Origin of the sequence: Humidesulfovibrio sp., assembly GCF_031082295.1 — a bacterium.
In the GTDB taxonomy this organism is placed as follows: Bacteria; Desulfobacterota; Desulfovibrionia; order Desulfovibrionales; family Desulfovibrionaceae; genus Humidesulfovibrio.
Window position 1 is genome coordinate 160,014 of record NZ_JAVHLD010000004.1, and the last position, 21,202, is coordinate 181,215.

Here is a 21,202-nt window from a genome sequence, read left to right on the forward strand (position 1 = left end):
GGAAACCTGCCTTAGAATTGTGTTTCTGGTGCGGTGGTGCAGGCCTGCATGGTAGCGGTGAAGAGAGCGTCCGAGAGTTCTGGCCAGGTCCACAGCCCCGAGCAGGATTCACCGAGGACAAGCCGCGCGGCGCTGGGGGCAGTCTCGACACAGGCATCGGGCACCAGCAACAGCTCGCGCGGCACAGAAGCAAAAGCCTGAAAACGGGATTTGTCCTGGGGCTTGCTGGCGCCACGGCCCGGTTTCGCACCACCGGCCTCCAGCTCAAGCCCTGCATAAAGGAAGGCCAGCGCATCCAGCGCGAACTGGTCTACGGTATCGCGCCAGACACCCAGGCCGCGCGGGACGCGCAACGGGGCCAAACGCAAGAATGACGAGTCAAGGGCTGTGCGCAACGCCGGACGGTTCAGCACACGACGCATTTCCGGGGTGTCCGGGTGCAGCACGAGCCCTGGCAAGCCGCTCTGCGCGCACTCGATCAACAACTGCGCCGCAAGGGTTGCGCTCAAAGAGGCCACGCGTTCCTGCCCGGCGAGTTCACAGGAAGTGAGCAGCGACTCCGGCACGCTTGCGCGAGAGCCAAGGCGAACGACAAGCACATCGGCGGCTCCGGAACAGAGTGCCGGCATGAGCGCTCCAAGCAGCAGTGCCGGCGCGTCGAGGCTGGAATCGACAAGCAGCAGGATGAACGGCCTGGGCGTGATTGAGCTTCGACAGCGCAGTCCGGATGCAAGCATGCGGTGATGCTGTTCGCGCAAGACGCTTGCAGGCGGGTTCAGGGCGAAGTTATGGGCAATTATGCTCTTGAGGAGGGCTCGGCGCTGGTCGCCGATAGCGTCATACGCCCTGGCGAACCGGGCATCCGAGATGAGCCTTGGCTCAAGCCAGGCTGGAAATATCCAGGCCGGTCCGGTTTGTCGTGTCGCAATCTCCATGCCTTGAGGCCTCGCAAGGATGCATGTGCTAGAGCCACTTGAGCAGACGCTTCCACGTCCACTGGAGTTTTTCGCGCTCCTCTTCGGACAAGCTCTTCTGGTACTCAAAGTATGAGTATTCCGCGCGCTTGCGGACGTAATCCTTGAATTCTACTACATCAGCAAAATTTTCCAGCACATAGATATAGCGATGCCAGGCAGCTCCGTACTTCCCGGTGCGCCAGTAAAAATCCGCTATGAAAATCTCATGCTCGGCAAGGATTTTGCGACACTTGTAAATATGTTCCTTGGAGGCCTTGGAGTATTCGGATCCCGGGAAGGACTCCTCAAGCCTGTAGAATATCTCAAGCGCTTCCTTAACATTATCCTGGCGCAGATCGATGGTGCGGAACTGCTTGAAGTTGCTGAGCGCCATCTGGAAAAGCACGTAAGGAATATTGGGATTGCTCGGGTGCAGGGTCTCGAATTCCTTGTACGCCTCAACGGCCTCAGAGTATCTGCCGTCGAAGTAATAGGCGTCACCAAGGGCGACCTCGGCCTTGGGCGTCAAGGGGCTGAAGGGGTAGCGGTCCTTGAGCTTGTTGAAGCTCTCGGCAGCCTGGCCGTAACGCTTCTCCTTCATGTAATCCATGCCGGTTTCGAAGAGTTCCTGGGCTGTATCGTCCGCAGGCGGCAGAAAATAGTAGTCGATGAGGCCGCAGGAGGAAACCAGCGGCAACAGGAGCAGCATCAGCAACGCAAACGTGCGTCTAGACATGCAGAGTTTCCAGATAGGCGTGAGCTGCGGTTGCGGCGGTGGCGCCATCGCCAACGGCCGTGGCGACCTGGCGGCAATTCTTGCTGCGAACGTCGCCGGCGGCGAAGAAGCCTGGAAGGTTGGTGACCATTTCACAGTCGGTGATGACAAAGCCATTCTTGTCGCGAGCCAGGGCCTCTGGCACGAAAGAGGCTGTCGGTTCAAAGCCGACAAAAACGAAAACGCCATCGACCGGCAAGTCACTCTTTTCGCCGGTCTTTACGTTGGTGAGCTTGACTCCGGTGACGCCCTTGAAGGGGTCGCCCACGATCTCGTCCACGACTGTGCTGCGCAGGATGTTCATCTTTGGGTGCACGAAGCACTTGTCCTGATAGCATTTGTTCCCGCGGAAATCATCGCGGCGATGGATGAGGTAGAGCTTGTCCACAAGGCGCGAGAGATACAGGGATTCCTCTAGGGCCGAGTTGCCGCCGCCGATGACGGCCACGGTCTTGCCCCTGAAGAAGTTGCCGTCGCACAGTGCGCAATAGGACACCCCGCGGCCCGTGTACATCTCTTCGCCGGGAGTGCCGACACGCTTGTAGCGCGCGCCGCTGCAAAGAACCACGGTTCTGGCCTCGATGGACTCGTCGCCCACCATGATGCGGTAGCCGCCTTCCACCTGGGTCATCTCGCGCACCTCGTCGCTCATGCGGTCGAGGTCGTAGTTCGCCAGGTGCTCAACGAACTTGTCCACAAGCTCATATCCCTTGATGGCCGTAGGGAAGCCCGGATAGTTCTCGATGTCCTCGGTCATGAGCACCTGTCCGCCGGGGGATAGCTTCTCCACCAGGACAGTGCGCACCCCGGCCCGGACAAGGTAGAGGGCTGCGGTCATGCCGGCCGGCCCTCCACCGATGACGGCGGCGTCGTATTTCTTCATGTGATTACAGCGCCTTTTTGGCGATCATGTCCTTGATGCTGCTCTTGGACACCGCGCCCGTGGTCTGGTCAACGACTTCACCGTTCTTGAAGAGAATGAGCGTGGGAATGGCGCGGATGCCAAACTTGCTCGGGCTGGCCGAATTCTCATCAACATTCATCTTGCAGATCTTCACCTGTCCAGCAAATTCGGTGGCCAATTCGTCAATGATCGGGCCCATGGCGCGACAGGGACCGCACCAGGGGGCCCAGAAATCAACCAGAACGGGCAGATCGCTCTTGAGAACTTCGGAATCAAAATTGCTGTCGGTCACCTGATTGGCCATAATGTCTCCTTTGTGCTCATTCTTTAATTTAAGGGCGTGGCGGATTGTGCAGATTTATCTGGCGGAGATACCGTGCCACACCTTAGCAAATCTAGTTGCCAGGGCAGGTTCTGTCAAGCCGGATGCTGTCAAACACTGGCCTGTACGGACCTTTGCGCAGACTCGCTAAATACCTGCCGCACCCAATCCAGGGGCACGGCCCGACCACGCGGCACCGACTCAAGGTCAAGGCTGTGGCAATACCCTTCGCGCAATGCCTGCCAGCCAGCATGGGCTATCATTGCCGCGTTGTCCGTGCACAGAGAAAGCCGCGGTAGATGCAAGGCCAAGTTGTGCTCCGAGGCAAGTCGCGCCATGGCCTGGCGGACGAAGCTGTTGGCCGCGACACCACCCGCCACGACAACGCCACGCAAGCCAGGTTCGCGCTCCAGCGCACGCTCCGCCTTGATTCGTAAAGTCTCGGCCACAGCCCAGTTGAACGATGCAGCGATGCGCGCCAACTCCTCGGGCTGCCCGGTCAGGGCCAGCACACCGCGCTCACGCAAGGAATCGGCCGTGGGCATCACCTTGAGGGCCAGATGCGGGCGCCTGGCAAGCTCCTCGGCAACGGCGGTCTTAAGCCCGCTGAAGCTGAAATCAAGATTGTCGTTCTGAATGTATGCCCGAGGAAAAAGTCGCATATCCGGCGTTACACCTTGTGCAAGTTCATCCAGATAGCGACCGCCAGGGTACGGAAGGTTGAGCAGCTTGGCCACCTTGTCAAAGGCTTCGCCCGCCGCGTCGTCAAGAGTACGGCCAAGCAACAGGAACTCAAGCTGTCCGTCCATGCGGTACAGGTGCGTGTGACCGCCGGAGACCAGCAGGCCAAGCGCTGGATAGCTCAGCTCAGCCTCAAGCCCCGGCGCGAGCAGGTGCGCGTGCAGGTGGTTGACTCCGATAAGCCTCGCGCCCGTGGCAAGGCACAAGCCTTTGGCGAAGGAAAGCCCCACCAGGAGCGCGCCAAGCAGTCCTGGGCCGCGCGCCACGGCGATGGCGTCGATGTCGGGGAGAGCGGCACCGGCCTTGGCCAAAAGCTTCGGCAAAAGAATCGGGAGCATGCGCTGGTGCTCTCGGGAGGCGATTTCCGGCACGACGCCCCCGAACACGGCGTGCATATCCGTCTGCGAGGCCAATTCTTCCTGGACCAGCACGCCATCGCGCACCAGGGCGAGCCCGGTCTCGTCGCAGGAGGTTTCGACCCCCAGAACAAGCATGCCGAAGCTACTCCTGGGGGCTCTCAGAGGACTTGGAGTAAATCTCCAGCACCTGCTCCACATCCTTCTTCGAGCCCACGAACAGAGGCACCCGCTGGTGCAAATTATCCGGGGTGATGTCCAGAATGCGGCGGTGGCCGTCGATGGCCATGCCTCCGGCCTGCTCGACGATGAAGGCCATGGGTGCGGCCTCGCACATGAGCCGCAGCTTTCCGCCGGGTTTGCTCGGATCGCGGTTGTCCGCCGGGTACATGAAGATGCCGCCGTAGATCATGTTGCGGTGGAAGTCGCTGACGAGGGAGCCGATGTAGCGCAGGCTGTACGGCTTGCGGCGAGGGACGCCAGCAGCCTTGAAGTGCGCGAGCACATCGAGGGTGGGCTTGTCCCAGTAGTGGTAGTAGCCCTCGTTCACTGAGTAGATCTTGCCCTGCTCGGGGATGCGGATGTTCGGGTGCGACAGCAGGAACTCGCCGACGCTCGGGTCAAGGGTGAAGCCGTTGACGCCGTCGCCGGTGGTGTAGACCATCATGGTCGAAGAGCCGTAGATGATGTATCCGGCAGCCACCTGATCGGCACCCTTCTGCAGGATGTCTGAGCTCATCAGCTGGGTGTCGCTGGGGCTTTTGCGGCGGTAGATGGAAAATATGGTGCCGATGCTCACGTTGGCGTCGATGTTCGAGGAGCCGTCGAGCGGGTCGAAGATGACGAAGTAGTCGCCCGTGGGCAGGCCGTCGGGAATCTCGATGATGTCGGCGTTTTCCTCGGAGGCCATGGCGCAAAGCGCGCCGCAACGCGACAACCGGTGGATGAGCACACGGTTGGCGAAATCGTCAAGCTTCTTGACCTCCTCGCCCTGGACATTGACCTCGCCGGTGAAGCCCAAAACATCGACCAGTCCGGCCTTGCTCACTTCGCGGGTGATGATCTTGGCAGAGAGGATGAGCTCGTTGAACAGGCGGGTGAAGCGGCCGGTGGCCATGGGCACGTGCTTCTGATGCAGGAGCAGGTGCTCGGTGACGGTGATCTGCTGGGACATGGTCTATTCCTCCGCGTTGCGAGGGTTCAGGCGCGGTGGGATGCGCTATTTGAAGGAGCCGAAGAAGGGAATGAGCTGCAAGCCCTTGTCCTCTATCGAGGCGTTGGCGCTTTCGGTGGCGTAGATGAAGCGGTCGCGCCCGATGTAGCGGGCAAGCCAAGTGAAATACTTCCCGCCTGCCTCGATGGTTCCCTGGCTTCGCTCCAGCAATTCCTTGTCCCAGGCGATGGTCGTCAGGGCTTCGGTTGCGGGCGCAACGCTTGTGCTCGCAGACCAAATCTTGCGTGCATAGGGATCGACGATGAACAGTTCGTCGGGGTGCGGGCAGAAGCTGAACAGAATGCGCGGGTCGAAGCTCACCACATGCAGCCCAACAAACTCCGAGGTCTCGTAGTTCGGCATGCCGAAATAGACCTCAGGACCAAGCAACGTATAATCAACCACCGTCTTGACGAGGGTTTCGCGCCAGATGGATTCGAAGACCAAAGGCTCGCTGAAGCGCTTCACAGGAACAGGCGGACGACGCTCGAGAATGTCCCCATTGGCGTCGGCTATCAATATCCCGTCGATCCAGGGGAAACGCAGCATGAGAAGATTCATCCAGGCGTCGTCTGGTCGGTAGTCCTGGCTGGTGACGTAACGCATCAACTCCGTGACCTTGGCGTCAACAGGAGCCATGAGCAGCGCCAGCTTCTCACGGTTTGGGTTGTCCCAGCCGTACCGGGTGACGTCGATGACAGGCTTTGGGTTGATCATCTCGCGGGTGCCAATGACCGTCGTTTTCACTGTGCGCTTGCCTTCGTCCCAGGAGGGTCCCATGGCGCCACAGGCCGTCAGCGTGAGGAGTATAGCCAGCAAAAGCATGGCGCCGAAAGGTCTGCCGAGCGCCGCGCGGACGCCAGGCAAAGGAGGAAAGCTGGTGATCAATGGGAACCTCTGATCATTTGGTTCTGGCTTGCACCCGAGACTCCAGCCGTGACGCCAAGGCTTCCAGGGTGCTCATGAGGCGGTTTTTGGCGTGCTTGCCAAAAGGATCATCCAAGGGGTCATGCTTGGCGGCGCCCGCTTGCTCCGGAGACTTTGCCAAGCCATCCTCAAGGGTGCGGATGCGTGTGGAAAGGTCGGTCTTCTCACGCTCATCAAGGGCACGTCCCCAGAGATCGCGGTAGATGCCAAGCGCGCCGTTGTAATCGCCCTGCGAGGCCAGGAGCTCGGCCATGGTGCGTGTGCGGAAGCTGGCCGCATCGGGAGCCGGGCCTTCATAGACGGACTCGCCCACAGGCGGCTCGGGACGGACTTCGTCCAGTGGCGGAACCGGGAGCACCGGTTGGGGATGATGCCTCGGCTTGCGGGCGCCGCTGTCGAGCGGACCGATTAAACGATCAGAAAGGGAATGCAAACCTTCGATGACGACGTCGGTCCACTTGATCGGCTTGCCGGTGAAATGCGAGGCCACGAGCATGAGGAATACGGCGAAATCGCGATCCTGCTCTGCTTTTTGCTGTGCCCAGAGCGACCAGAAGGCCGGATAGCGTTCCAGCGGCTTGATGACGGCGGCAAGATGGTCGCGGGCCTCATCGATGCGCTCAAGCTTCGTCAGTACCTGTATGAGGAGCAGACGCGCCTCGATGGTGTCCGGATGACGATCAAGGCCCTGGCGAAGAGTTTTCGCCGCGTCCTCAAGCTGCCCGAACTCGACAAAGAGCTTGGCCAGCGGAAAGAATATCCGCGAGCCGGGCTCAAGAGCCAGAACTTCCTGGTACCATTCAATCTTTCTTCTCATCGCCTTCGGCCCCCTGGGGTTCGTCGACCTTACCGGAGAAGATGTAGAGCACCTCGTTTTCCTTAACGTAATTCATGCGCTCGCGGATAACCATCTCCTGGTAGCTGCGGTCATTCTTGAGTCTGCGGATTTCCCTGCTGAGCTCAAGGCTTTTGGCGTCAACTTCCTGCAACTGGTTCTGCAGTTTAACGGAGCGCTTGCGCATGTTCATGTAGGCAAAGAGACCGTGATCGGTCCAGAACAGCCGAAACAGCAGGACAACGTTTACGATTATCAGAATGCCAAGCAGAATGCGCCGCGCCATCAGCGCTCCCTACTGCAAGCGCAGCGATCCGAACCGACCCGGGCGTATCTGGGCCAGAGGAACGCGCAACTCATCAAGAAAATTTGATGTTGCCGTTTCAACACGTTCCACGTCATCTTCATTCAACGCCACAGTGTCGATCTTCAGCAAGAAATCCTTGAGCACGGAGAATTCCTCGAGCAGGCTCTTGCCAAGCTCGATCTTCTCAAGCTCAGGCTCCAGCTCCAGGATCGTCTGAAGACAATTGGATATGCGTGCCAGATGGCTGCTGGACGCTTTTCTCATTTCATTCTCCATGAATATCTCTAACCACGCGTGAGCGCTTGGTCATTCAAGTTGTAACCAATTTTTATAGAAATTGTACAGATAATTCCCGCCGGAAAAAACCGTAAGGGCAAGAGCCACATACAGCAGTATCATGCCCACCGGGTGCGGATCGAAGCCGAAAAGCGGGTAGTGGGCCAAGAGCGGCACCAGGGCCAAGCTCTGGGTGATGGTCTTGAGCTTGCCCAGTGAATCGGCGGCGATGACAACGCCCTTGTCCGCCGCAACGCCTCTCATGCCGGTGACGGCCAACTCGCGACAGACAATGACGACCACTATCCACGCTGGCACCCAGGAGAGTTCCACAAGCATGATCAGAGAGGAACCGATGAGCAGCTTGTCGGCTAGGGGATCAAGAAACTTGCCGAGGTTGGTGATGAGGTTCTGACGACGAGCCACATAGCCGTCGGCCATGTCCGTGAGCGAGGCCAGAATGAACACGCCTGAGGCCAGATAAGCCGAAAGGACGGTCTGGTGGGAGTGCTCGAGGCTCAACAGAACCACGATGACCGGCACCGCGAACACGCGCGCGATGGTCAGCATGTTGGCCAGATTCAAATTCACGATGCCCTACTCCCCATGTTCCTAGCGATGCACGGTGGACGCGGCTTCAAGGCTTGACTGCGCGGCCTTCGCCACACGCTCGCCAAGGGCCAGCAAGGCGTCCTTGGCTGGGCTTTCGGCGTCGAGCAGCACAACGGGGGTACCCAGATCACAGGCCACAACGGTGGCGGGATCAAGCGGAATGGCCCCGAGGAACTCCAGGCCATACTGCTCCGCCAGGGCTTTTCCGCCGCCCTTCTTGAACAGGTTGATGGACTTGCCGCAGTGCGGGCAGGCGAGTCCGCTCATGTTCTCAACCACGCCAAGGATGTTGGCCTGGGCGTATTGAAGGAAATTGATGGCCTTGCGCACGTCGGCCAGGGAGACCTCCTGCGGGGTGGTGACAACCACGGCCAGCGCCTCGGGGATGAGCTTCAGCACGGTCATGGGCTCGTCGCCGGTGCCCGGGGGCGAGTCAACCACCAGAAAGTCCAGCTCGCCCCACTGCACGTCGGAGATGAACTGGCGGATGGCCGAGGTCTTCATGGGCCCGCGCCAGAGCACGGCCTGGTCCGGGTCAAGCAGCAGGGACTCCATGGACACCACATGCAAATTGTCGCTGTGACGCTTGGGGTGGATTTCGCTGTTCTTGCCGGTTTCAAGCTGGCCCGTGAGGCCGAGCAGGCGCGGCACGCTGGGGCCGTGGATGTCCACGTCCATGAGCCCCACCTTGAAGCCCATCCTGGCCAGTGCCGCGGCGATGTTCACGGAAATGGAGCTTTTTCCCACCCCGCCCTTGCCGCTCATGACAAAAAGCTTGTAGCGGATACGCTCCAAGGCCTTGACGATACGCTGGTCCTGCAGGGCGATCTTGCCGCTGCCAAGACTTGAGGAAGGAGAACAGGAACCACCGGTGCAAGAACTCACGGTCAAACTCCAAACGTAATTTTTGGGCTATTAAAAAACAATTATGGCTGATTTCGCCCCGCGTGTAAATCATCGCGCGCCGAACGCCTCGGCAACGATACATTACCAGCCGTGGGCCCCCACGAGATCGACGAACTGCACGTTGCAGACGTCTCGGCGCTCGATCCTGCCTCCCTTCTTCTCGATGAGCATCAGGGACTGGACCCTCCGCGCCGGGCCGACGGGCATGACCAAGCGGCCGCCCTCCGCCAGCTGATCCACAAGGGGTTGCGGCACTTCCGGCCCGCCCGCCGTGACCATGATGCGGTCAAAGGGCGCGATGGAAGGCCAGCCCAGGGTGCCGTCGTCGAGCTTCACATGAACGTTGAACAGCCCCATGGCCCGCAACCTGTCGCGTGCGGCTTCGCACAGCTTCGGGATGCGCTCCACCGTGTGCACGTCCGCCCCGAGCTTGGCCAGGACGGCGGCCTGATAGCCGGAGCCGGTGCCGATCTCCAGAACCTTCATGCCTTGCTCAACCTTGAGCAGTTCGGTCATGAGCGCAACGATATATGGCTGGGAGATGGTCTGCCCCTCGCCAATGGGCAGGGGATTGTCCATGTATGCTTTCTTGGCCATGGCCTCCTCCACGAAGAGGTGCCTGGGCAGCTCGCGCATGACGGCAAGGAGACGAGGGTCCGTGATGCCGCGCGCGACGATTTGCTCGTCCACCATGCGCTCGCGCATTCTTCGTGGGTCAACCCGCATAAAGCCCTCTCCCTGAAACGAATTTACTGTAATTCGTGCACACGTGCTGAGCATTTTTCCCCGACCAAGTCAACACGCAGTTGCGGCACCGCCCTTGACAGGGCGCGGCTTTCCTGAAAAAAATCTAAAGAAGTGCTGAGCGGAATTGCCCAAGCATGTCAATCTGGAGGAGCACCCATGTTCAAGATAAGCGAACTCATGACCTCACCGGTCTACTCCCTCAGGGAGACGGACACCCTCCAAAGCGCACGGGTGCTCATGGAGCAGAAGCGTATACGCCACATCCCCATCACCACTGGCAACAACATCTTCCGAGGTCTCATCACCAACCGCGACGTGCTGGCCAACACCATCTCGCACCTGGCGGACATCGACCAGGCCACTCAGAACGAGATCGACGCAGGCATCCCCTTGCAGGAGATCATGCGCACGGACGTTCGCACCGTCTCCCCCGACGATGCGGTAAAGGAAGCGGCCAACATCCTTTATCACAACAAGTACGGCTGCCTGCCGGTGGTGGACAACGACAAGCTCGTGGGCATCATCACCGAGGCCGACTTCCTGCAGCTCACCATCCAGCTTCTGGAAGCCATGGACCAGGCGGAAGCCAACACCAAATCCTGACGCCAACTCTATTTGCAAGGACGGCTGATCCCGTCTTCACCAGCGAGGACTTCTCCACATGGACAAGAAAGGTTCCAGCGCCTTTTTGCGCAATGCTTTTATACTTCTCCTGCTCACCCTTGTCGGCCTTGGCGTCTTCGCCTACATCCGCGACGGCAGCCAGCCCGTCCTGAGCCTTGCCCCGCAGAGCGATGTGGCCTCCTACAATACCGACTTCACGCTGAAGATCACTGCCAACAAGATCGGACTGAAAAACTTCTCCATCTCGGTCTCCCAGGACGGCAAGTCGGTGGACTTCCTTGAGCGCACATTTGCCGACAAGCCCATGGAGCACACCGAGGTCTTCCGCCTCCCGCGCGAGTCCGGCTTCAAGGAAGGTCCGGTCGAGTTGACGGTCGTGGTGCGCACCCACTCCCTGCTCTCCTTCATCGGTCGCGGCAAGGTGAGCATCGTGCGCAAGCTTACCCTCGACCTGACGCCGCCGCGCGTCACCGTGAACCAGGGCGTGCACAACGTGAACCAGGGCGGAGCCGGAGCGGTCAGCTTCACGGTTACCAAGCCTGTCGCCCGCGTGGGCGTGGCTGTGGGCGACTACTTCTTCCCGGCCTACCAGCAGAAGTCCGGCGACTACTTCTGCTTCTTCGCCATGCCCCACGAGATGCTGCCCACCAACTTCAAGCCGCGCATCATCGTGCGCGACATGGCCGGCAACGAGGCCACCCAGACGCTCTACATCTACGCGATCCCCAAGGAATTCAAGTTCGACAAGCTGAACGTTTCCGACGAGTTCCTGAACGACAAGATGAGCCAGTACTCGGCCCAGTACCCCACGGAACAGTCCCCACTGGACATCTACAAGCGCGTGAACAACGAGCTGCGCAAGCAGAACGAGGGCGAGCTGAAGCGCATTGGCCAGGAGACCGCAGCCACCCCGCTGTGGACCGGCCCCTTCCTGCGCCTGCCCAACGCCGCCGGGCGCGCCGGTTTCGGCGACCAGCGCGACTACTTCTACAACGGCATGAAGATCGACCACCAGACGCATCTGGGCGTCGACCTCGCCAGCCTCGCCAACGCGCCTGTGCCAGCGGCCAACGACGGCAAGGTCGCTTTCGCCGGGTTCTTCGGCATCTACGGCAACTGCGTCATCATCGACCACGGGCTTGGCCTGCAGAGCCTCTACTCGCATCTGGATTCCATCGACGTGGCACTAGGCGCTGACGTGAAACGCGGCCAGTTCATCGGCAAGACCGGCACTACCGGCCTTGCTGGCGGCGACCACCTGCACTTCGGCATCCTCATCAGCGGCGTGCAGGTGAGCCCGGTGGAGTGGTGGGACGAGCACTGGATCAAGGACAACGTGCTGAAGCACTTGAACAGGCAGCAGTAAAAAGAAAAGGCCGGGTTTCCCCGGCCTTCTTCATTCCAAGCGATGGTCAGCGGCTAGTGCGTGGGCCGCTGGTACTCTTCCTTCACCAGCAGGTCGGAGAGCGGGGAGATGTTGTCCCGCCCGCAGAAGATGGAGCAGGAGCTGTCGCCCATGAGCGCGCGCTCCAGCACCTCGTCCACGTTTTCGACAGGAACGACCTTGAGGTCCTTGAGGATCTCGTCAGGCACTTCCTTCAGATCCTTCTCGTTCTCCGCCGGGATGAGCACCATGCTGATAAGCCCACGATGCGCCGCAAGCAGCTTCTCGCGCAGGCCGCCGATGGGCAGCACGCGCCCGCGCAGGGTGATCTCTCCGGTCATGGCCACATCATTGCGCACAGGGATGTTCAAGAGCGCGGAGACGATGGCCGTGGCCAGCGCAACGCCCGCCGAGGGGCCATCCTTGGGGGTGCCGCCCTCGGGCACGTGCACGTGGATGTCGATCTCCTTGTGGAAGTCGCGCTTGAGGCCAAAGAGGTCCGAGCGCGAGCGCAGATAGGACAGGGCCGCGCGGGCGGACTCCTGCATCACGTCGCCCAGCTTTCCGGTGATCTCCACCTTGCCCGAGCCGTTCATGATCACAACCTCGATCATGAGGATTTCGCCGCCCATCTGGGTCCAGGCCAGGCCGGTGCAGACTCCCACCTGGGCCTTGTCCTCGCGCTCCTCGTGGCGGTGCTTGGGGATGCCCAGGTAAGTGGCCACGCTCTGCTTGCTCACGGCGACGGACTTCACGCCGTCGTCCGCTTCCTTGGACTCCACGATCTTCATGGCCGACTTGCGGCAGATGGCGGCGATCTCACGCTCAAGGTTGCGCACGCCGGCCTCGCGGGTGTAGCGGCGGATGACCTCGAGGATGGCGTTGTCCGAGAGGCTCAGGTTCTCCGCGGTGAGGCCGTGCATTTCGCGCTGCTTGTCCAGCAGGAACTGCTTGGCGATCTTGAGCTTTTCCGTCTCCAGGTAGCCCGGCAGACGGATGATCTCCATGCGGTCGCGCAGCGGCAACGGGATGGAGTCGAGCGTATTGGCGGTGGTGATGAAGAAGACCTTGGACAGGTCGTAGTCCAGGTCCAGGTAGTGGTCGTTGAAGGCGTAATTCTGCTCCGGGTCGAGGACTTCGAGCAAAGCCGAGGACGGATCGCCCCGGAAGTCCATGCTCATCTTGTCCACTTCATCCAGGCAGATCACGGGGTTGTTGAACTTGCAGCGCCTAAGCGAGTGGATGATCTTGCCCGGCAGCGCGCCAACGTACGTGCGGCGGTGGCCGCGAATTTCGGCCTCGTCGCGCACGCCGCCAAGAGACAAGCGCACGAACTCACGGTCCATGGCCCGGGCGATGGACTTGGCGATGGAGGTCTTGCCCACGCCCGGAGGGCCGACAAAGCACAGGATCGGGCCCTTCATGGCCTTCACCAGGCTCATGACGGCGATGTACTCCAGGATGCGTTCCTTGGGCTTCTCCAGGCCGTAGTGGTCCTGGTCGAGTATGGCGCGCGCCTTGGCGATGTTCAGCTCGGTATCCTTGTAGACGCCCCAGGGCAGGTCGAGGATCCAGTCCACGTAGTTGCGCACCACGGTGTATTCCGCGCTGGAGGGCTGCATCTGCTTGAGCTTGCGGATCTCCTTGACCACGCGCTCGCGCGACTCGTCCGGCATGACCTTCTCGCCGAGGCGCTTCTCAAGGTCGGCTGCCTCGGCGGCCGGATCGTCCTCGCGTCCCATCTCCTTGTGGATGGCCTTCACCTGCTCATTCAGGTAATATTCACGCTGGTTCTTCTCCATCTGGCCCTTGACGCGGCCCTTCACCCGCTTCTCGATGGACGCGATCTCGATTTCTCCCAGGAGCAGTTCGTAGACGTACTCAAGGCGCAGCGTGGTGTTGCTGATCTCCAGCGCGCGCTGCTTGCGTTCGAAATCGACCTTGAGGTGCGGCATGATGGCGTCGGCCAGGGCGCCGGGCTCGCGCAGGGCGGCCATGGCCAGGATGGACTCGGGCGCGATCTTCTTGTTGCCACGGGCGTAGACCTCAAGGGACTCGGTGACGGAACGCACCAGAGCCTCTCCCTCGGCCATATTTCCGGGGATGTCGTCCAGACGGTCCACGCGAACCTCCGGAAACTCCTTGCCCTCTCCCTCGGCGGGCTCGACGAGTGTCCAGTTTGCCCTGTACAGCCCTTCGAAGAGCACCTTGATGGTGCCGTCGGGCAGGCGCAACATCTGCAGGATGCGGCTCACGGTGCCGACTGCGAACAGGTCGCCCGGTTCGGGCCGCTCTTTCTCCGGCAGCTTCTGCGTCACTAGGAAGATGTGCTTGTCGTTGACGGCGATGGCGCTCTCAATGGCCTTGATGGAGGCATCGCGCCCAACGAAAAGCGGCACGATGGATTTGGGGAACATGACCACTTCGCGAAGGGACATGAGCGGCAGGTGGGATTCCTCCGGCAGAAGTTCCCGTTCAAGTTCGTCGTACTGAGACATGCTCTGCTCCTTCAAGACTGCACCCCCGGTTCAGTCCGGGGAAGCGTATGCCCATACGGGCAAAGATAAGCGCCCGCTGGCTCAAGTCAACGCCTGCCGCCGCGGCGCGACGCGGTGTCCAGGCGCACGTTGGCTCAAGGCGCGACTAGGCGCTCTTGACCTCCTGATGGTAGATCAGCAGGGGCTCCATGCCCTTCTCAATGACGGCGGAGTTGATGACGCATTCCTTGACTCCGGTGAGCGAGGGCAGCTTGTACATGATGTCGAGCATGGTCGACTCCAGCACGTTGCGCAGGCCGCGCGCGCCGGTCTTGCGGGCGATGGCCGCCTCCGCGATGGCCTTGAGAGCGTTCTCGGTGAAGCGCAGGCTCACCTTGTCCAGGTCGAAGAGCTTCTGGTACTGCTTGACCAGTGCGTTCTTCGGCTCGGTCAGGATGCGCACCAGGTCCTCGCGGGTCAGCTCCTCAAGCGCGGTGACGATGGGAATGCGGCCCACGAACTCGGGGATGAGGCCGAACTTGATGAGGTCGTTGGGCTGGCTCTGGACAAGAAGCTCGTCCACGCCAAGGGCCTTTTTGGACTCCACCTTGCCGCCAAAGCCCATGCTCGACCCCTGCATGCGCTGCTGGATGATCTTGTCGAGCCCGATGAACGCCCCGCCCAGGATGAACAGGATGTTCGAGGTGTTCATGCGGATGAACTCCTGCTGGGGGTGCTTGCGGCCACCCTTGGGCGGTATGTTGGCCTCGGTGCCCTCGATGATCTTGAGCAGTGCCTGCTGCACGCCCTCGCCGGACACGTCGCGGGTGATGGAGGGGCTGTCGCCCTTGCGCGCGATCTTGTCGATCTCGTCGATGTAGATGATGCCGCGGCTGGCGGCCTCGATGTCGTAGTCGGCATTCTGCAGAAGCGCCACCAGGATGTTTTCCACGTCCTCGCCCACATAGCCTGCCTCGGTGAGGGTGGTGGCGTCGGCGATGGCGAAGGGCACCTTGAGCAGGCGCGCGAGCGTCTGGGCCAGCAGGGTCTTGCCGGAGCCTGTGGGGCCGATGAGCAGCACGTTGGACTTGTCGATCTCGACATCGTCCTTGGCCGATTGGGCGTAGAACACGCGCTTGTAGTGGTTGTGCACGGCCACGGAGAGGATCTTCTTGGCCGTGTTCTGGCCGATGACGTACTGGTCGAGCAGCGCCTTGATCTCCTGGGGCGGCAGCAGGCGCACGTCGCCCACGCTCTCGCCAACGTGCTCCTGGGCGATGATGTCGTTGCACAGGCCAACGCACTCGTCGCAAATGTAGACGTCCGGCCCGGCGATGAGCCGCTGCACGTCCACCTGGCTCTTGCCGCAGAACGAACAGGCCAGATCGGTGGGAGTGGCGTTCTTTTTCTTCATGGATGCACCTTATGCCTTCTTGAGCACGGCGTCGCGCTTGGTCATGATCTTGTCGATGATGCCGTAATCCAGGCCTTCCTGCGCAGTCATGAAATAATCACGCTCGGTGTCCTTTTCAATGCGCTCCATGCTCTGCCCGGTGTGGGAGGCGAGGATGCCGTTCAGGGACTCGCGCATGCGCAGAATCTCCCGCGCCTGGATGCCGATGTCCGTGGCCTGCCCCTGTGCGCCGCCAAGGGGCTGGTGGATGAGGATGCGGCTGTGCGGCAGGGCGTAGCGCATGCCTTTTTCACCGGCGCACAGCAGCAGCGCGCCCATGCTTGCCGCCTGGCCCATGCACAGGGTGGCCACGGGCGGGGCGATGTACTGCATGGTGTCGTAGATGGCCATGCCCGCGGTGACTGAGCCGCCTGGAGAGTTGATGTACATGTAGATCTCCTTTTCCGGGTCCTCGGACTCCAGGAACAGGAGCTGGGCGCAGATGAGGCTGGCCACATGGTCGTCGATGGCGCTGCCGAGGAGGATGATGCGGTCCTTGAGCAGGCGGGAATAGATGTCATAGGCGCGCTCTGTGCGGCCGGTGGTCTCGATGACAATGGGGACTGCGGGCATGTGGTCGGCTCCTTGTGGCCCCGCCAGCGACTGGCGGAATCGGATTCATGCGCAAAGGCCTTGCGGCCAAGATTCATACTGGCAAATGCCGTCGCGTCCAGTTGCCGCCGCCCCTCTGGGCTTGGGCATGAACGCTTTCCGAAAAACGACGCGCGGCGACCCGAACGAATGAAGCCCGGACCGCCGCGCGGATATTCCGTCGGCTGGGAAGGGTCGTCAGTCTCCCCTGCCCTATTCCTTGGGGGCTTCGGTCTTGGCGGTCTTGGCCTTCGCCTTCTTGGGCTTGGCGGCCGCCTTCTCTCCGTCCTTCTCGTCAGCAGCGGAGGATTGCTTTACCTCAGAGGCCTCAACTTCGTTCTTTTCCGCCCTGGTGTAAATGTACTCTATGGACTTGTCGGCCAGCAAGCGGTCCTTGAGGGGGAAAATGAGGTTGTTCTCCTCGTAGTACTGCTTCACGGAGAGCAGATCCTGACGGTTCTGCATGGCCACCTGGGTCAGCGCGGCGTCGATTTCCTCGCTGGTGACCTCGAAGTTCTCCTTCTTGGCCACGGCCAGGAGCAGGATCTCTCCACGCGCGGCCTCTTCGGCCTGGGCGCGCACGCTCTCGCGCAGCTCCTCAGGAGTCTTCTTCAGGGATTCGAGGCTCTTGCCCTGCTTGTCGAGCCTGTGCTCAAGGTCGGCCAGGAGGCGGTCGATGCGGTTCTCCACCAGGCTCGGCGGCAGGTCGAAGGAGACCTGGGCCAACAGCTGGTCAAGCAGCTTCTTCTGGGCAACCGATTTGTTCAGCTGCTGGCGGCTCTGCATGTACGACTGGACAATGGCCTCACGCATCTTCTCGACGGATTCGAAACCGCCCGCCTTCTTGGCCACCTCGTCGGTGAGCTCGGGCATGATCTTTTCCTTGATGGCGTGCAGGGTGGCGCGCATGGTCAGGGTCTCGCCGGCCATGGCGGGGTTGATGAAGTCCTCGGGGAAGACAACCTCACACTCGCCCTTCTCGCCGGTCTTGAGCGTCTTCAGCATGGCCTCGAACTCGGGCAGGGCCTGCTTCTGGCCAAGCTGCAGCTCGAAGTTCTCGGCCTGGATGCCCTGGAAGATCTTGTCGTCCTTGTAGGCGCCAAAGGTGATGATGACGATGTCGCCGTCGGTGGCGGGGCGCACTTCGGTGATGGGGCGCACGGTGGCGGCGTTCTCAAGAACGCGCTGCTCGACCTCGCGGACTTCCTCGTCCTTGACCTCGGCCTTTTCCACGTCGACCTTGAGGCCCTCGTAGTTCGGCAGGTCGAAGTCAGGGGCGACCTCGAAGCTGATGGTGTAGTTGTACTCCTCGTCACGCACCAGATCCTTGCTGTCCACGTCAAGGCGGGAAAGCGGCATGAGCTTCAGGGTGCTGAGGATCTCGTTGATCTGATAGTTGATGAGGTCCGTGGTGGCCTCGGCATAGATCTGCGAGCGGAACTTGGACTCGACCACGGAGGACGGGGCCTTTCCGCGGCGGAAGCCCTTGATCTCGTAGCGATGACGGTAGAGGGCCACACCGGCGGCCAGGGCCGCGTTCACTTCCTCGGCCGGAACCGTGACGTTGATTTTGCGTGTAACCGGGGAGAGTTCTTCAACTTTGTAGTCCATTGACTTGCAGTCCTCCTGAAGATGTCAGCCCGCTATGAACGCGGGTCGCGTTGTTTTGGTGGTGCGAGAGGGGAGACTCGAACTCCCACGGACTTAGCCGCTGGATCCTAAGTCCAGTGCGTCTACCAATTCCGCCACTCTCGCCAAAAAGTCCTGTTAGATAAGCGGGCGACTGGCCCCTGTCAACCACGACCCGTGGGCAATGGCACGCAGAATCGGCGAATCCTAAAAAATATCCAGTATGCGCCGGACCTTGCCAAGCATGTCTGCTGTGTCTGCGGCCAGGAGCCGGATCATTGGTTCCTTGCCGGGACCGCCTACATCCACTACGGCATCGACTCCGCACGGGGTTTTATGACGCTCAAGCGCGGTAATGGTGCCCCAGTCCATGGTGCCGCCCTCCATCTCCCGGTCGAGCTCGGGTTCGTCGGCGCGGTTGAAGTGGGCGATGGTGAGTCCTGCCCGCTTCACAGCTCCGACCGTGGACTCGTTCATGACGATGTTCAACGCGCAGCTGAGCTTCGGGTTGATCTTGCGCGCGGCCAGCACAACCCTGGCCATGTGCGACGATGCGCCGAACTCCGGCCCGCCGGCCAGAATCACCTCGCCCCTGCGGGTGCAGGTGATGCGCCCGCCGAAGGCCGCCACGTCGTCGTGGGAGGCCGCGAAAGGCAGGGCCACGGCCAGGTTGGAGCGCACCTCCGGGATGAGCTTGGCGAAACGCGGCATGATGGCAAGCGCCTGCCCGGCATCGGCAAGATCGCGCAAAAGGCCGAGACGCGCCTGCTCCTTGACCAGCGGCACTGCGTGGTTGGGCGAGCCGCCACCCGCGCCGACGGCGTAGCTGGCGCGCAGGGCCGCGTGTAAAAAATGCTGGGCGCGCCGCACGGCCACCAGCATGTCGAGGCCAAGGCCCAGGTGCGCGGTGATGGCGGCCGAGAGCGTGCAGCCCGTACCGTGCAGATTCTTGGTATCCACGCGGGTCTGCATGAGGGGAATGGCCTTCTGCCCCGGCGTGACGTACCAATCCGTGCTGGCCGGGGAATCCATGTGCCCGCCCTTGATGAGCACGGCCTTGGGGCCAAGCGCCAGCAACCGTTCCGCCGCCTCGCAAATGTCCTGGGCGCTCTTGATGCGCATGCCCGCAAACAGCTCCGCCTCAGGCAGATTCGGTGTCAGCAGGTCGGCCAGGGGGAAGATGTTGCGGGCCATGGCCGCCACGGCGGATTCCTCCAGCAGGCGAGTGCCCGACTGCGAAACGCACACCGGGTCGACCACGAGCGGAAAATCGCGCTGGGCCAGAATCTGGCTCAAAGCCTTGATGATCTCCGCCGAAAACAACATGCCCGTCTTGGCCGCTCTCACGGTTAAATCCGTGGTCACGGCGCGGTACTGGCTCACAACGAACTCGGCAGGCACCGGGTGGATGCCGCTGACGCCGGTGGTGTTCTGGGCCGTGAGGGCAGTGATGACCGACGAGCCGTAGCCGCCGAGCATGGCGATAGTCTTGAGGTCGGCCTGAATGCCCGCGCCCCCGCAGGAATCGGACCCGGCAATGGTCAGAATGGTAGGACAGTGGTGCATGGGAAAAGATCCTCAGAATATCGTCGGGTTGCGACGCAAGGGCTGCAGCGCCTTGAAATCGGGAAGCCTCGGAGGCCAGACGGTCGGGGAGGTCGAAGTCCGCTCGTGGCGACTGCTAGCCGCCAGTGCAGGTTAGCTTCACGTAATCGTCCAGCGAGACGCCACCCCAGGCCTTGCTCGTCCAGTAGGCCGTGGCCCAGATCATGAGCGCGGTGGCTTGCAGATCGCTTAGGCGGCGCAGCTTGATCTCAAGGTTGCTGCGGCTTGCGCCGTGCATGATGTGGGCTTCGCGCTCCTCGCAGGCGCTCTCGACGCGCAACAAGAGGTAGGCCTGTTTCGACTGGTTTGGCAGGAGCCGCACCTCGCGATGGGCCTCCAGCACAGTCTTGAGCTCAGCCGTGGTGAACTCCACGGAGACACCGCGGATCATCTTGAAGAAGACATCCACAGCCCATGGCAGAATGAATTCAGCGCCAGCGCTTTTTGTCTTGAAGAAGTCCTTGAGCCACTTCTCATGGTCGTTGCTGATCCTGGCTGCGACTTGTGGCATGGTTGCTCCTCCGAAAATGACACGAGAGATAGAAAAGGGACTACCCTAAAGCAATGGTTTCAATCAAGAGTAAATCTAGAGCAAATCCTCACTATTCCTGCAAACTTTCGCGCAACTGACGAAACATTTGCAGTAGAAACTCGTCAGAGACCCGAACACCATCCTCGGACATGCCGACCAGTTCAGTGACATGATTGCCGCTTGGCGTCAGCACAGCCCTGGTTTCAAGGACGTAACAGCGCCTGTGACCAGCGTGCTGGCCGCTGATGGTCATGGTTAGGAACCAGTTGGTATTGCGCGCTTCCCAGAGGGTGCAGACAATGCGTCGGTGATCGCCGCCCCGCTCCACCAGGCGAACGAAATCACCCATGCACAGGGGCTGGCCAGAGACAACGGATACGCCGAGAAAATCACCCTGAACAGAGCGGACCACAAGAGGGCGTGCAAGAAAATCATCTGGCGGGAAGTGTGTCAGGGCATCCTCCGCCAGCAAAGACTGGGACCGCAACGTCTGCACCTCGTCCTCAAGCTGACGGATTCGCTGCTCCTGGGACTGCAAAAAGGCTTGGCGCTCTCTCCCTGCGCGCAGCAAGTCCTCACGCATGGCGGACAGCTCGCGGCGCATGGTCGCCTGGGCTTCAAGACTTTCTGAAACCTTGAGCAGCGCGCCGTTCATGCAGCGCATGACTCCGTCCGCCAAGGCGGCAGACTCGCCTGGGGCAAGCGCCCCTCCCTGCTCCATGCGCCCAAGCAGGGCAAAACTCGCGGCAAGATCACGCTCCAATTGGTCAACGGACCAATCCATTTTCCCCATGCGCGCCCTCCTCAGCAAGCCCTAAACTTGAAGCCTTGAGTTCAATTTCGATGAGCAAATTAATTTTTACTACTCCGCATCAGACGAATTGTCTAGACAATTTATAATTCTGATATTCCAGCCAAGTGCAAAAATGGGCGACATGATGACCGGCAGACACGGATGATTTCACAATATCACTAGGCGAGTGATTTTAATATTTCTTGCAGATTTTCAAATAAGTCTGCTATAAATAAG

The 21,202-nt window shown here is 60.8% G+C and carries 22 protein-coding genes and 1 tRNA gene; 2 read left to right on the plus strand and 21 right to left on the minus strand.

The features are described 5' to 3' along the window. Positions 1-11 precede the first annotated feature (11 nt). The 13 genes from RDU24_RS04095 to RDU24_RS04155 form a co-directional block, all read right to left on the minus strand. Positions 12-935: a hypothetical protein gene (locus tag RDU24_RS04095; protein WP_308734460.1), complete on the minus strand. Its 924-nt coding sequence runs from the start codon at positions 933-935 to the stop codon at positions 12-14. A gap of 28 nt (positions 936-963) precedes the next feature. Beyond that, entirely contained in the window at positions 964-1,692 is a 729-nt protein-coding gene (locus tag RDU24_RS04100) for an outer membrane protein assembly factor BamD (protein WP_308734461.1), read from the minus strand. Further along, positions 1,685-2,614 (minus strand): thioredoxin-disulfide reductase, encoded by a 930-nt coding sequence (gene trxB / locus RDU24_RS04105; protein ID WP_308734462.1) that lies wholly within the window; start codon positions 2,612-2,614, stop codon positions 1,685-1,687. The genes RDU24_RS04100 and trxB overlap by 8 nt, the downstream gene beginning before the upstream one ends. A gap of 4 nt (positions 2,615-2,618) precedes the next feature. Continuing rightward, positions 2,619-2,939, minus strand: a complete 321-nt coding sequence (gene trxA, locus RDU24_RS04110; RefSeq protein ID WP_308734463.1) for a thioredoxin — start codon at positions 2,937-2,939, stop codon at positions 2,619-2,621. A gap of 128 nt (positions 2,940-3,067) precedes the next feature. Then, a complete protein-coding gene (gene tsaD, locus RDU24_RS04115) occupies positions 3,068-4,192 on the minus strand; it encodes a tRNA (adenosine(37)-N6)-threonylcarbamoyltransferase complex transferase subunit TsaD (RefSeq protein ID WP_308734464.1) in 1,125 nt (374 codons plus the stop codon). Between the two features lie 7 nt (positions 4,193-4,199). Continuing rightward, positions 4,200-5,228 carry a class 1 fructose-bisphosphatase gene (gene fbp, locus RDU24_RS04120; RefSeq protein WP_308734465.1) on the minus strand — a complete coding sequence of 343 codons (1,029 nt, stop codon included), beginning with the start codon at positions 5,226-5,228 and terminating at the stop codon, positions 4,200-4,202. A gap of 45 nt (positions 5,229-5,273) precedes the next feature. After that, positions 5,274-6,155 carry a hypothetical protein gene (locus tag RDU24_RS04125; protein WP_308734466.1) on the minus strand — a complete coding sequence of 294 codons (882 nt, stop codon included), beginning with the start codon at positions 6,153-6,155 and terminating at the stop codon, positions 5,274-5,276. A 13-nt stretch (positions 6,156-6,168) separates the two neighbouring features. Continuing rightward, complete coding sequence (locus RDU24_RS04130) at positions 6,169-7,011, minus strand: tetratricopeptide repeat protein (RefSeq protein ID WP_308734467.1); 843 nt, start codon at positions 7,009-7,011, stop codon at positions 6,169-6,171. After that, entirely contained in the window at positions 6,995-7,315 is a 321-nt protein-coding gene (locus RDU24_RS04135; protein ID WP_308734468.1) for an FtsB family cell division protein, read from the minus strand. The genes RDU24_RS04130 and RDU24_RS04135 overlap by 17 nt, the downstream gene beginning before the upstream one ends. Before the next feature lie 9 nt (positions 7,316-7,324). Continuing rightward, the gene (locus RDU24_RS04140; protein ID WP_308734469.1) at positions 7,325-7,612 is read right to left on the minus strand and encodes a hypothetical protein; all 288 of its coding nucleotides are present in this window, start codon (positions 7,610-7,612) and stop codon (positions 7,325-7,327) included. A 30-nt stretch (positions 7,613-7,642) separates the two neighbouring features. Then, positions 7,643-8,203, minus strand: coding sequence for a CDP-diacylglycerol--glycerol-3-phosphate 3-phosphatidyltransferase (gene pgsA, locus RDU24_RS04145; protein WP_374989740.1), 561 nt, complete (start codon positions 8,201-8,203; stop codon positions 7,643-7,645). A gap of 21 nt (positions 8,204-8,224) precedes the next feature. Further along, positions 8,225-9,109 carry an Mrp/NBP35 family ATP-binding protein gene (locus RDU24_RS04150; protein WP_308734470.1) on the minus strand — a complete coding sequence of 295 codons (885 nt, stop codon included), beginning with the start codon at positions 9,107-9,109 and terminating at the stop codon, positions 8,225-8,227. 102 nt (positions 9,110-9,211) lie between these two features. Continuing rightward, positions 9,212-9,856, minus strand: coding sequence for a protein-L-isoaspartate(D-aspartate) O-methyltransferase (locus RDU24_RS04155; protein ID WP_308734471.1), 645 nt, complete (start codon positions 9,854-9,856; stop codon positions 9,212-9,214). Between the two features lie 177 nt (positions 9,857-10,033). Here RDU24_RS04155 and RDU24_RS04160 point away from each other — a divergent pair, with 177 nt between their 5' ends. Beyond that, a complete protein-coding gene (locus RDU24_RS04160; protein WP_308734472.1) occupies positions 10,034-10,480 on the plus strand; it encodes a CBS domain-containing protein in 447 nt (148 codons plus the stop codon). Positions 10,481-10,538: 58 nt separating this feature from the next. Next, positions 10,539-11,867, plus strand: coding sequence for a M23 family metallopeptidase (locus RDU24_RS04165; protein WP_308734473.1), 1,329 nt, complete (start codon positions 10,539-10,541; stop codon positions 11,865-11,867). A gap of 53 nt (positions 11,868-11,920) precedes the next feature. Here RDU24_RS04165 and lon read toward each other — a convergent pair whose 3' ends face one another. The 8 genes from lon to RDU24_RS04205 all read right to left on the minus strand — a co-directional run bounded on the left by lon (position 11,921) and on the right by RDU24_RS04205 (position 20,965). Then, on the minus strand, positions 11,921-14,383 hold the full coding sequence (lon, locus tag RDU24_RS04170) for an endopeptidase La (protein ID WP_308734474.1): 2,463 nt from the start codon (positions 14,381-14,383) through the stop codon (positions 11,921-11,923). A 145-nt stretch (positions 14,384-14,528) separates the two neighbouring features. Next, entirely contained in the window at positions 14,529-15,776 is a 1,248-nt protein-coding gene (gene clpX, locus RDU24_RS04175; RefSeq protein WP_308734475.1) for an ATP-dependent Clp protease ATP-binding subunit ClpX, read from the minus strand. Positions 15,777-15,785: 9 nt separating this feature from the next. Then, entirely contained in the window at positions 15,786-16,388 is a 603-nt protein-coding gene (gene clpP, locus RDU24_RS04180) for an ATP-dependent Clp endopeptidase proteolytic subunit ClpP (protein ID WP_308734476.1), read from the minus strand. Between the two features lie 231 nt (positions 16,389-16,619). After that, entirely contained in the window at positions 16,620-18,017 is a 1,398-nt protein-coding gene (gene tig / locus RDU24_RS04185; protein WP_308734477.1) for a trigger factor, read from the minus strand. Positions 18,018-18,076: 59 nt separating this feature from the next. Then, a tRNA-Leu gene (locus RDU24_RS04190) sits at positions 18,077-18,161 on the minus strand. A gap of 81 nt (positions 18,162-18,242) precedes the next feature. Then, positions 18,243-19,601: a bifunctional hydroxymethylpyrimidine kinase/phosphomethylpyrimidine kinase gene (thiD, locus tag RDU24_RS04195; protein WP_308734478.1), complete on the minus strand. Its 1,359-nt coding sequence runs from the start codon at positions 19,599-19,601 to the stop codon at positions 18,243-18,245. Between the two features lie 115 nt (positions 19,602-19,716). After that, on the minus strand, positions 19,717-20,151 hold the full coding sequence (locus RDU24_RS04200; protein WP_308734479.1) for a hypothetical protein: 435 nt from the start codon (positions 20,149-20,151) through the stop codon (positions 19,717-19,719). Positions 20,152-20,242: 91 nt separating this feature from the next. Beyond that, positions 20,243-20,965 carry a hypothetical protein gene (locus RDU24_RS04205; protein ID WP_308734480.1) on the minus strand — a complete coding sequence of 241 codons (723 nt, stop codon included), beginning with the start codon at positions 20,963-20,965 and terminating at the stop codon, positions 20,243-20,245. Positions 20,966-21,202: the final 237 nt, after the last annotated feature.

What these genes read in the sequence shown, in the direction of transcription:
- clpP (WP_308734476.1), bottom strand. Translation starts at nt 16,388, where the DNA reads ATGCCCGCAGTCCCCATTGTCATCGAGACCACCGGCCGCACAGAGCGC.
- trxB (WP_308734462.1), bottom strand. Translation starts at nt 2,614, where the DNA reads ATGAAGAAATACGACGCCGCCGTCATCGGTGGAGGGCCGGCCGGCATG.
- trxA (WP_308734463.1), bottom strand. Translation starts at nt 2,939, where the DNA reads ATGGCCAATCAGGTGACCGACAGCAATTTTGATTCCGAAGTTCTCAAG.
- RDU24_RS04160 (WP_308734472.1), top strand. Translation starts at nt 10,034, where the DNA reads ATGTTCAAGATAAGCGAACTCATGACCTCACCGGTCTACTCCCTCAGG.
- RDU24_RS04095 (WP_308734460.1), bottom strand. Translation starts at nt 935, where the DNA reads ATGGAGATTGCGACACGACAAACCGGACCGGCCTGGATATTTCCAGCC.
- RDU24_RS04155 (WP_308734471.1), bottom strand. Translation starts at nt 9,856, where the DNA reads ATGCGGGTTGACCCACGAAGAATGCGCGAGCGCATGGTGGACGAGCAA.
- thiD (WP_308734478.1), bottom strand. Translation starts at nt 19,601, where the DNA reads ATGCACCACTGTCCTACCATTCTGACCATTGCCGGGTCCGATTCCTGC.
- tig (WP_308734477.1), bottom strand. Translation starts at nt 18,017, where the DNA reads ATGGACTACAAAGTTGAAGAACTCTCCCCGGTTACACGCAAAATCAAC.
- fbp (WP_308734465.1), bottom strand. Translation starts at nt 5,228, where the DNA reads ATGTCCCAGCAGATCACCGTCACCGAGCACCTGCTCCTGCATCAGAAG.
- tsaD (WP_308734464.1), bottom strand. Translation starts at nt 4,192, where the DNA reads ATGCTTGTTCTGGGGGTCGAAACCTCCTGCGACGAGACCGGGCTCGCC.
- RDU24_RS04130 (WP_308734467.1), bottom strand. Translation starts at nt 7,011, where the DNA reads ATGAGAAGAAAGATTGAATGGTACCAGGAAGTTCTGGCTCTTGAGCCC.
- RDU24_RS04135 (WP_308734468.1), bottom strand. Translation starts at nt 7,315, where the DNA reads ATGGCGCGGCGCATTCTGCTTGGCATTCTGATAATCGTAAACGTTGTC.
- RDU24_RS04165 (WP_308734473.1), top strand. Translation starts at nt 10,539, where the DNA reads ATGGACAAGAAAGGTTCCAGCGCCTTTTTGCGCAATGCTTTTATACTT.
- lon (WP_308734474.1), bottom strand. Translation starts at nt 14,383, where the DNA reads ATGTCTCAGTACGACGAACTTGAACGGGAACTTCTGCCGGAGGAATCC.
- RDU24_RS04100 (WP_308734461.1), bottom strand. Translation starts at nt 1,692, where the DNA reads ATGTCTAGACGCACGTTTGCGTTGCTGATGCTGCTCCTGTTGCCGCTG.
- RDU24_RS04205 (WP_308734480.1), bottom strand. Translation starts at nt 20,965, where the DNA reads ATGGGGAAAATGGATTGGTCCGTTGACCAATTGGAGCGTGATCTTGCC.
- clpX (WP_308734475.1), bottom strand. Translation starts at nt 15,776, where the DNA reads ATGAAGAAAAAGAACGCCACTCCCACCGATCTGGCCTGTTCGTTCTGC.
- RDU24_RS04200 (WP_308734479.1), bottom strand. Translation starts at nt 20,151, where the DNA reads ATGCCACAAGTCGCAGCCAGGATCAGCAACGACCATGAGAAGTGGCTC.
- RDU24_RS04140 (WP_308734469.1), bottom strand. Translation starts at nt 7,612, where the DNA reads ATGGAGAATGAAATGAGAAAAGCGTCCAGCAGCCATCTGGCACGCATA.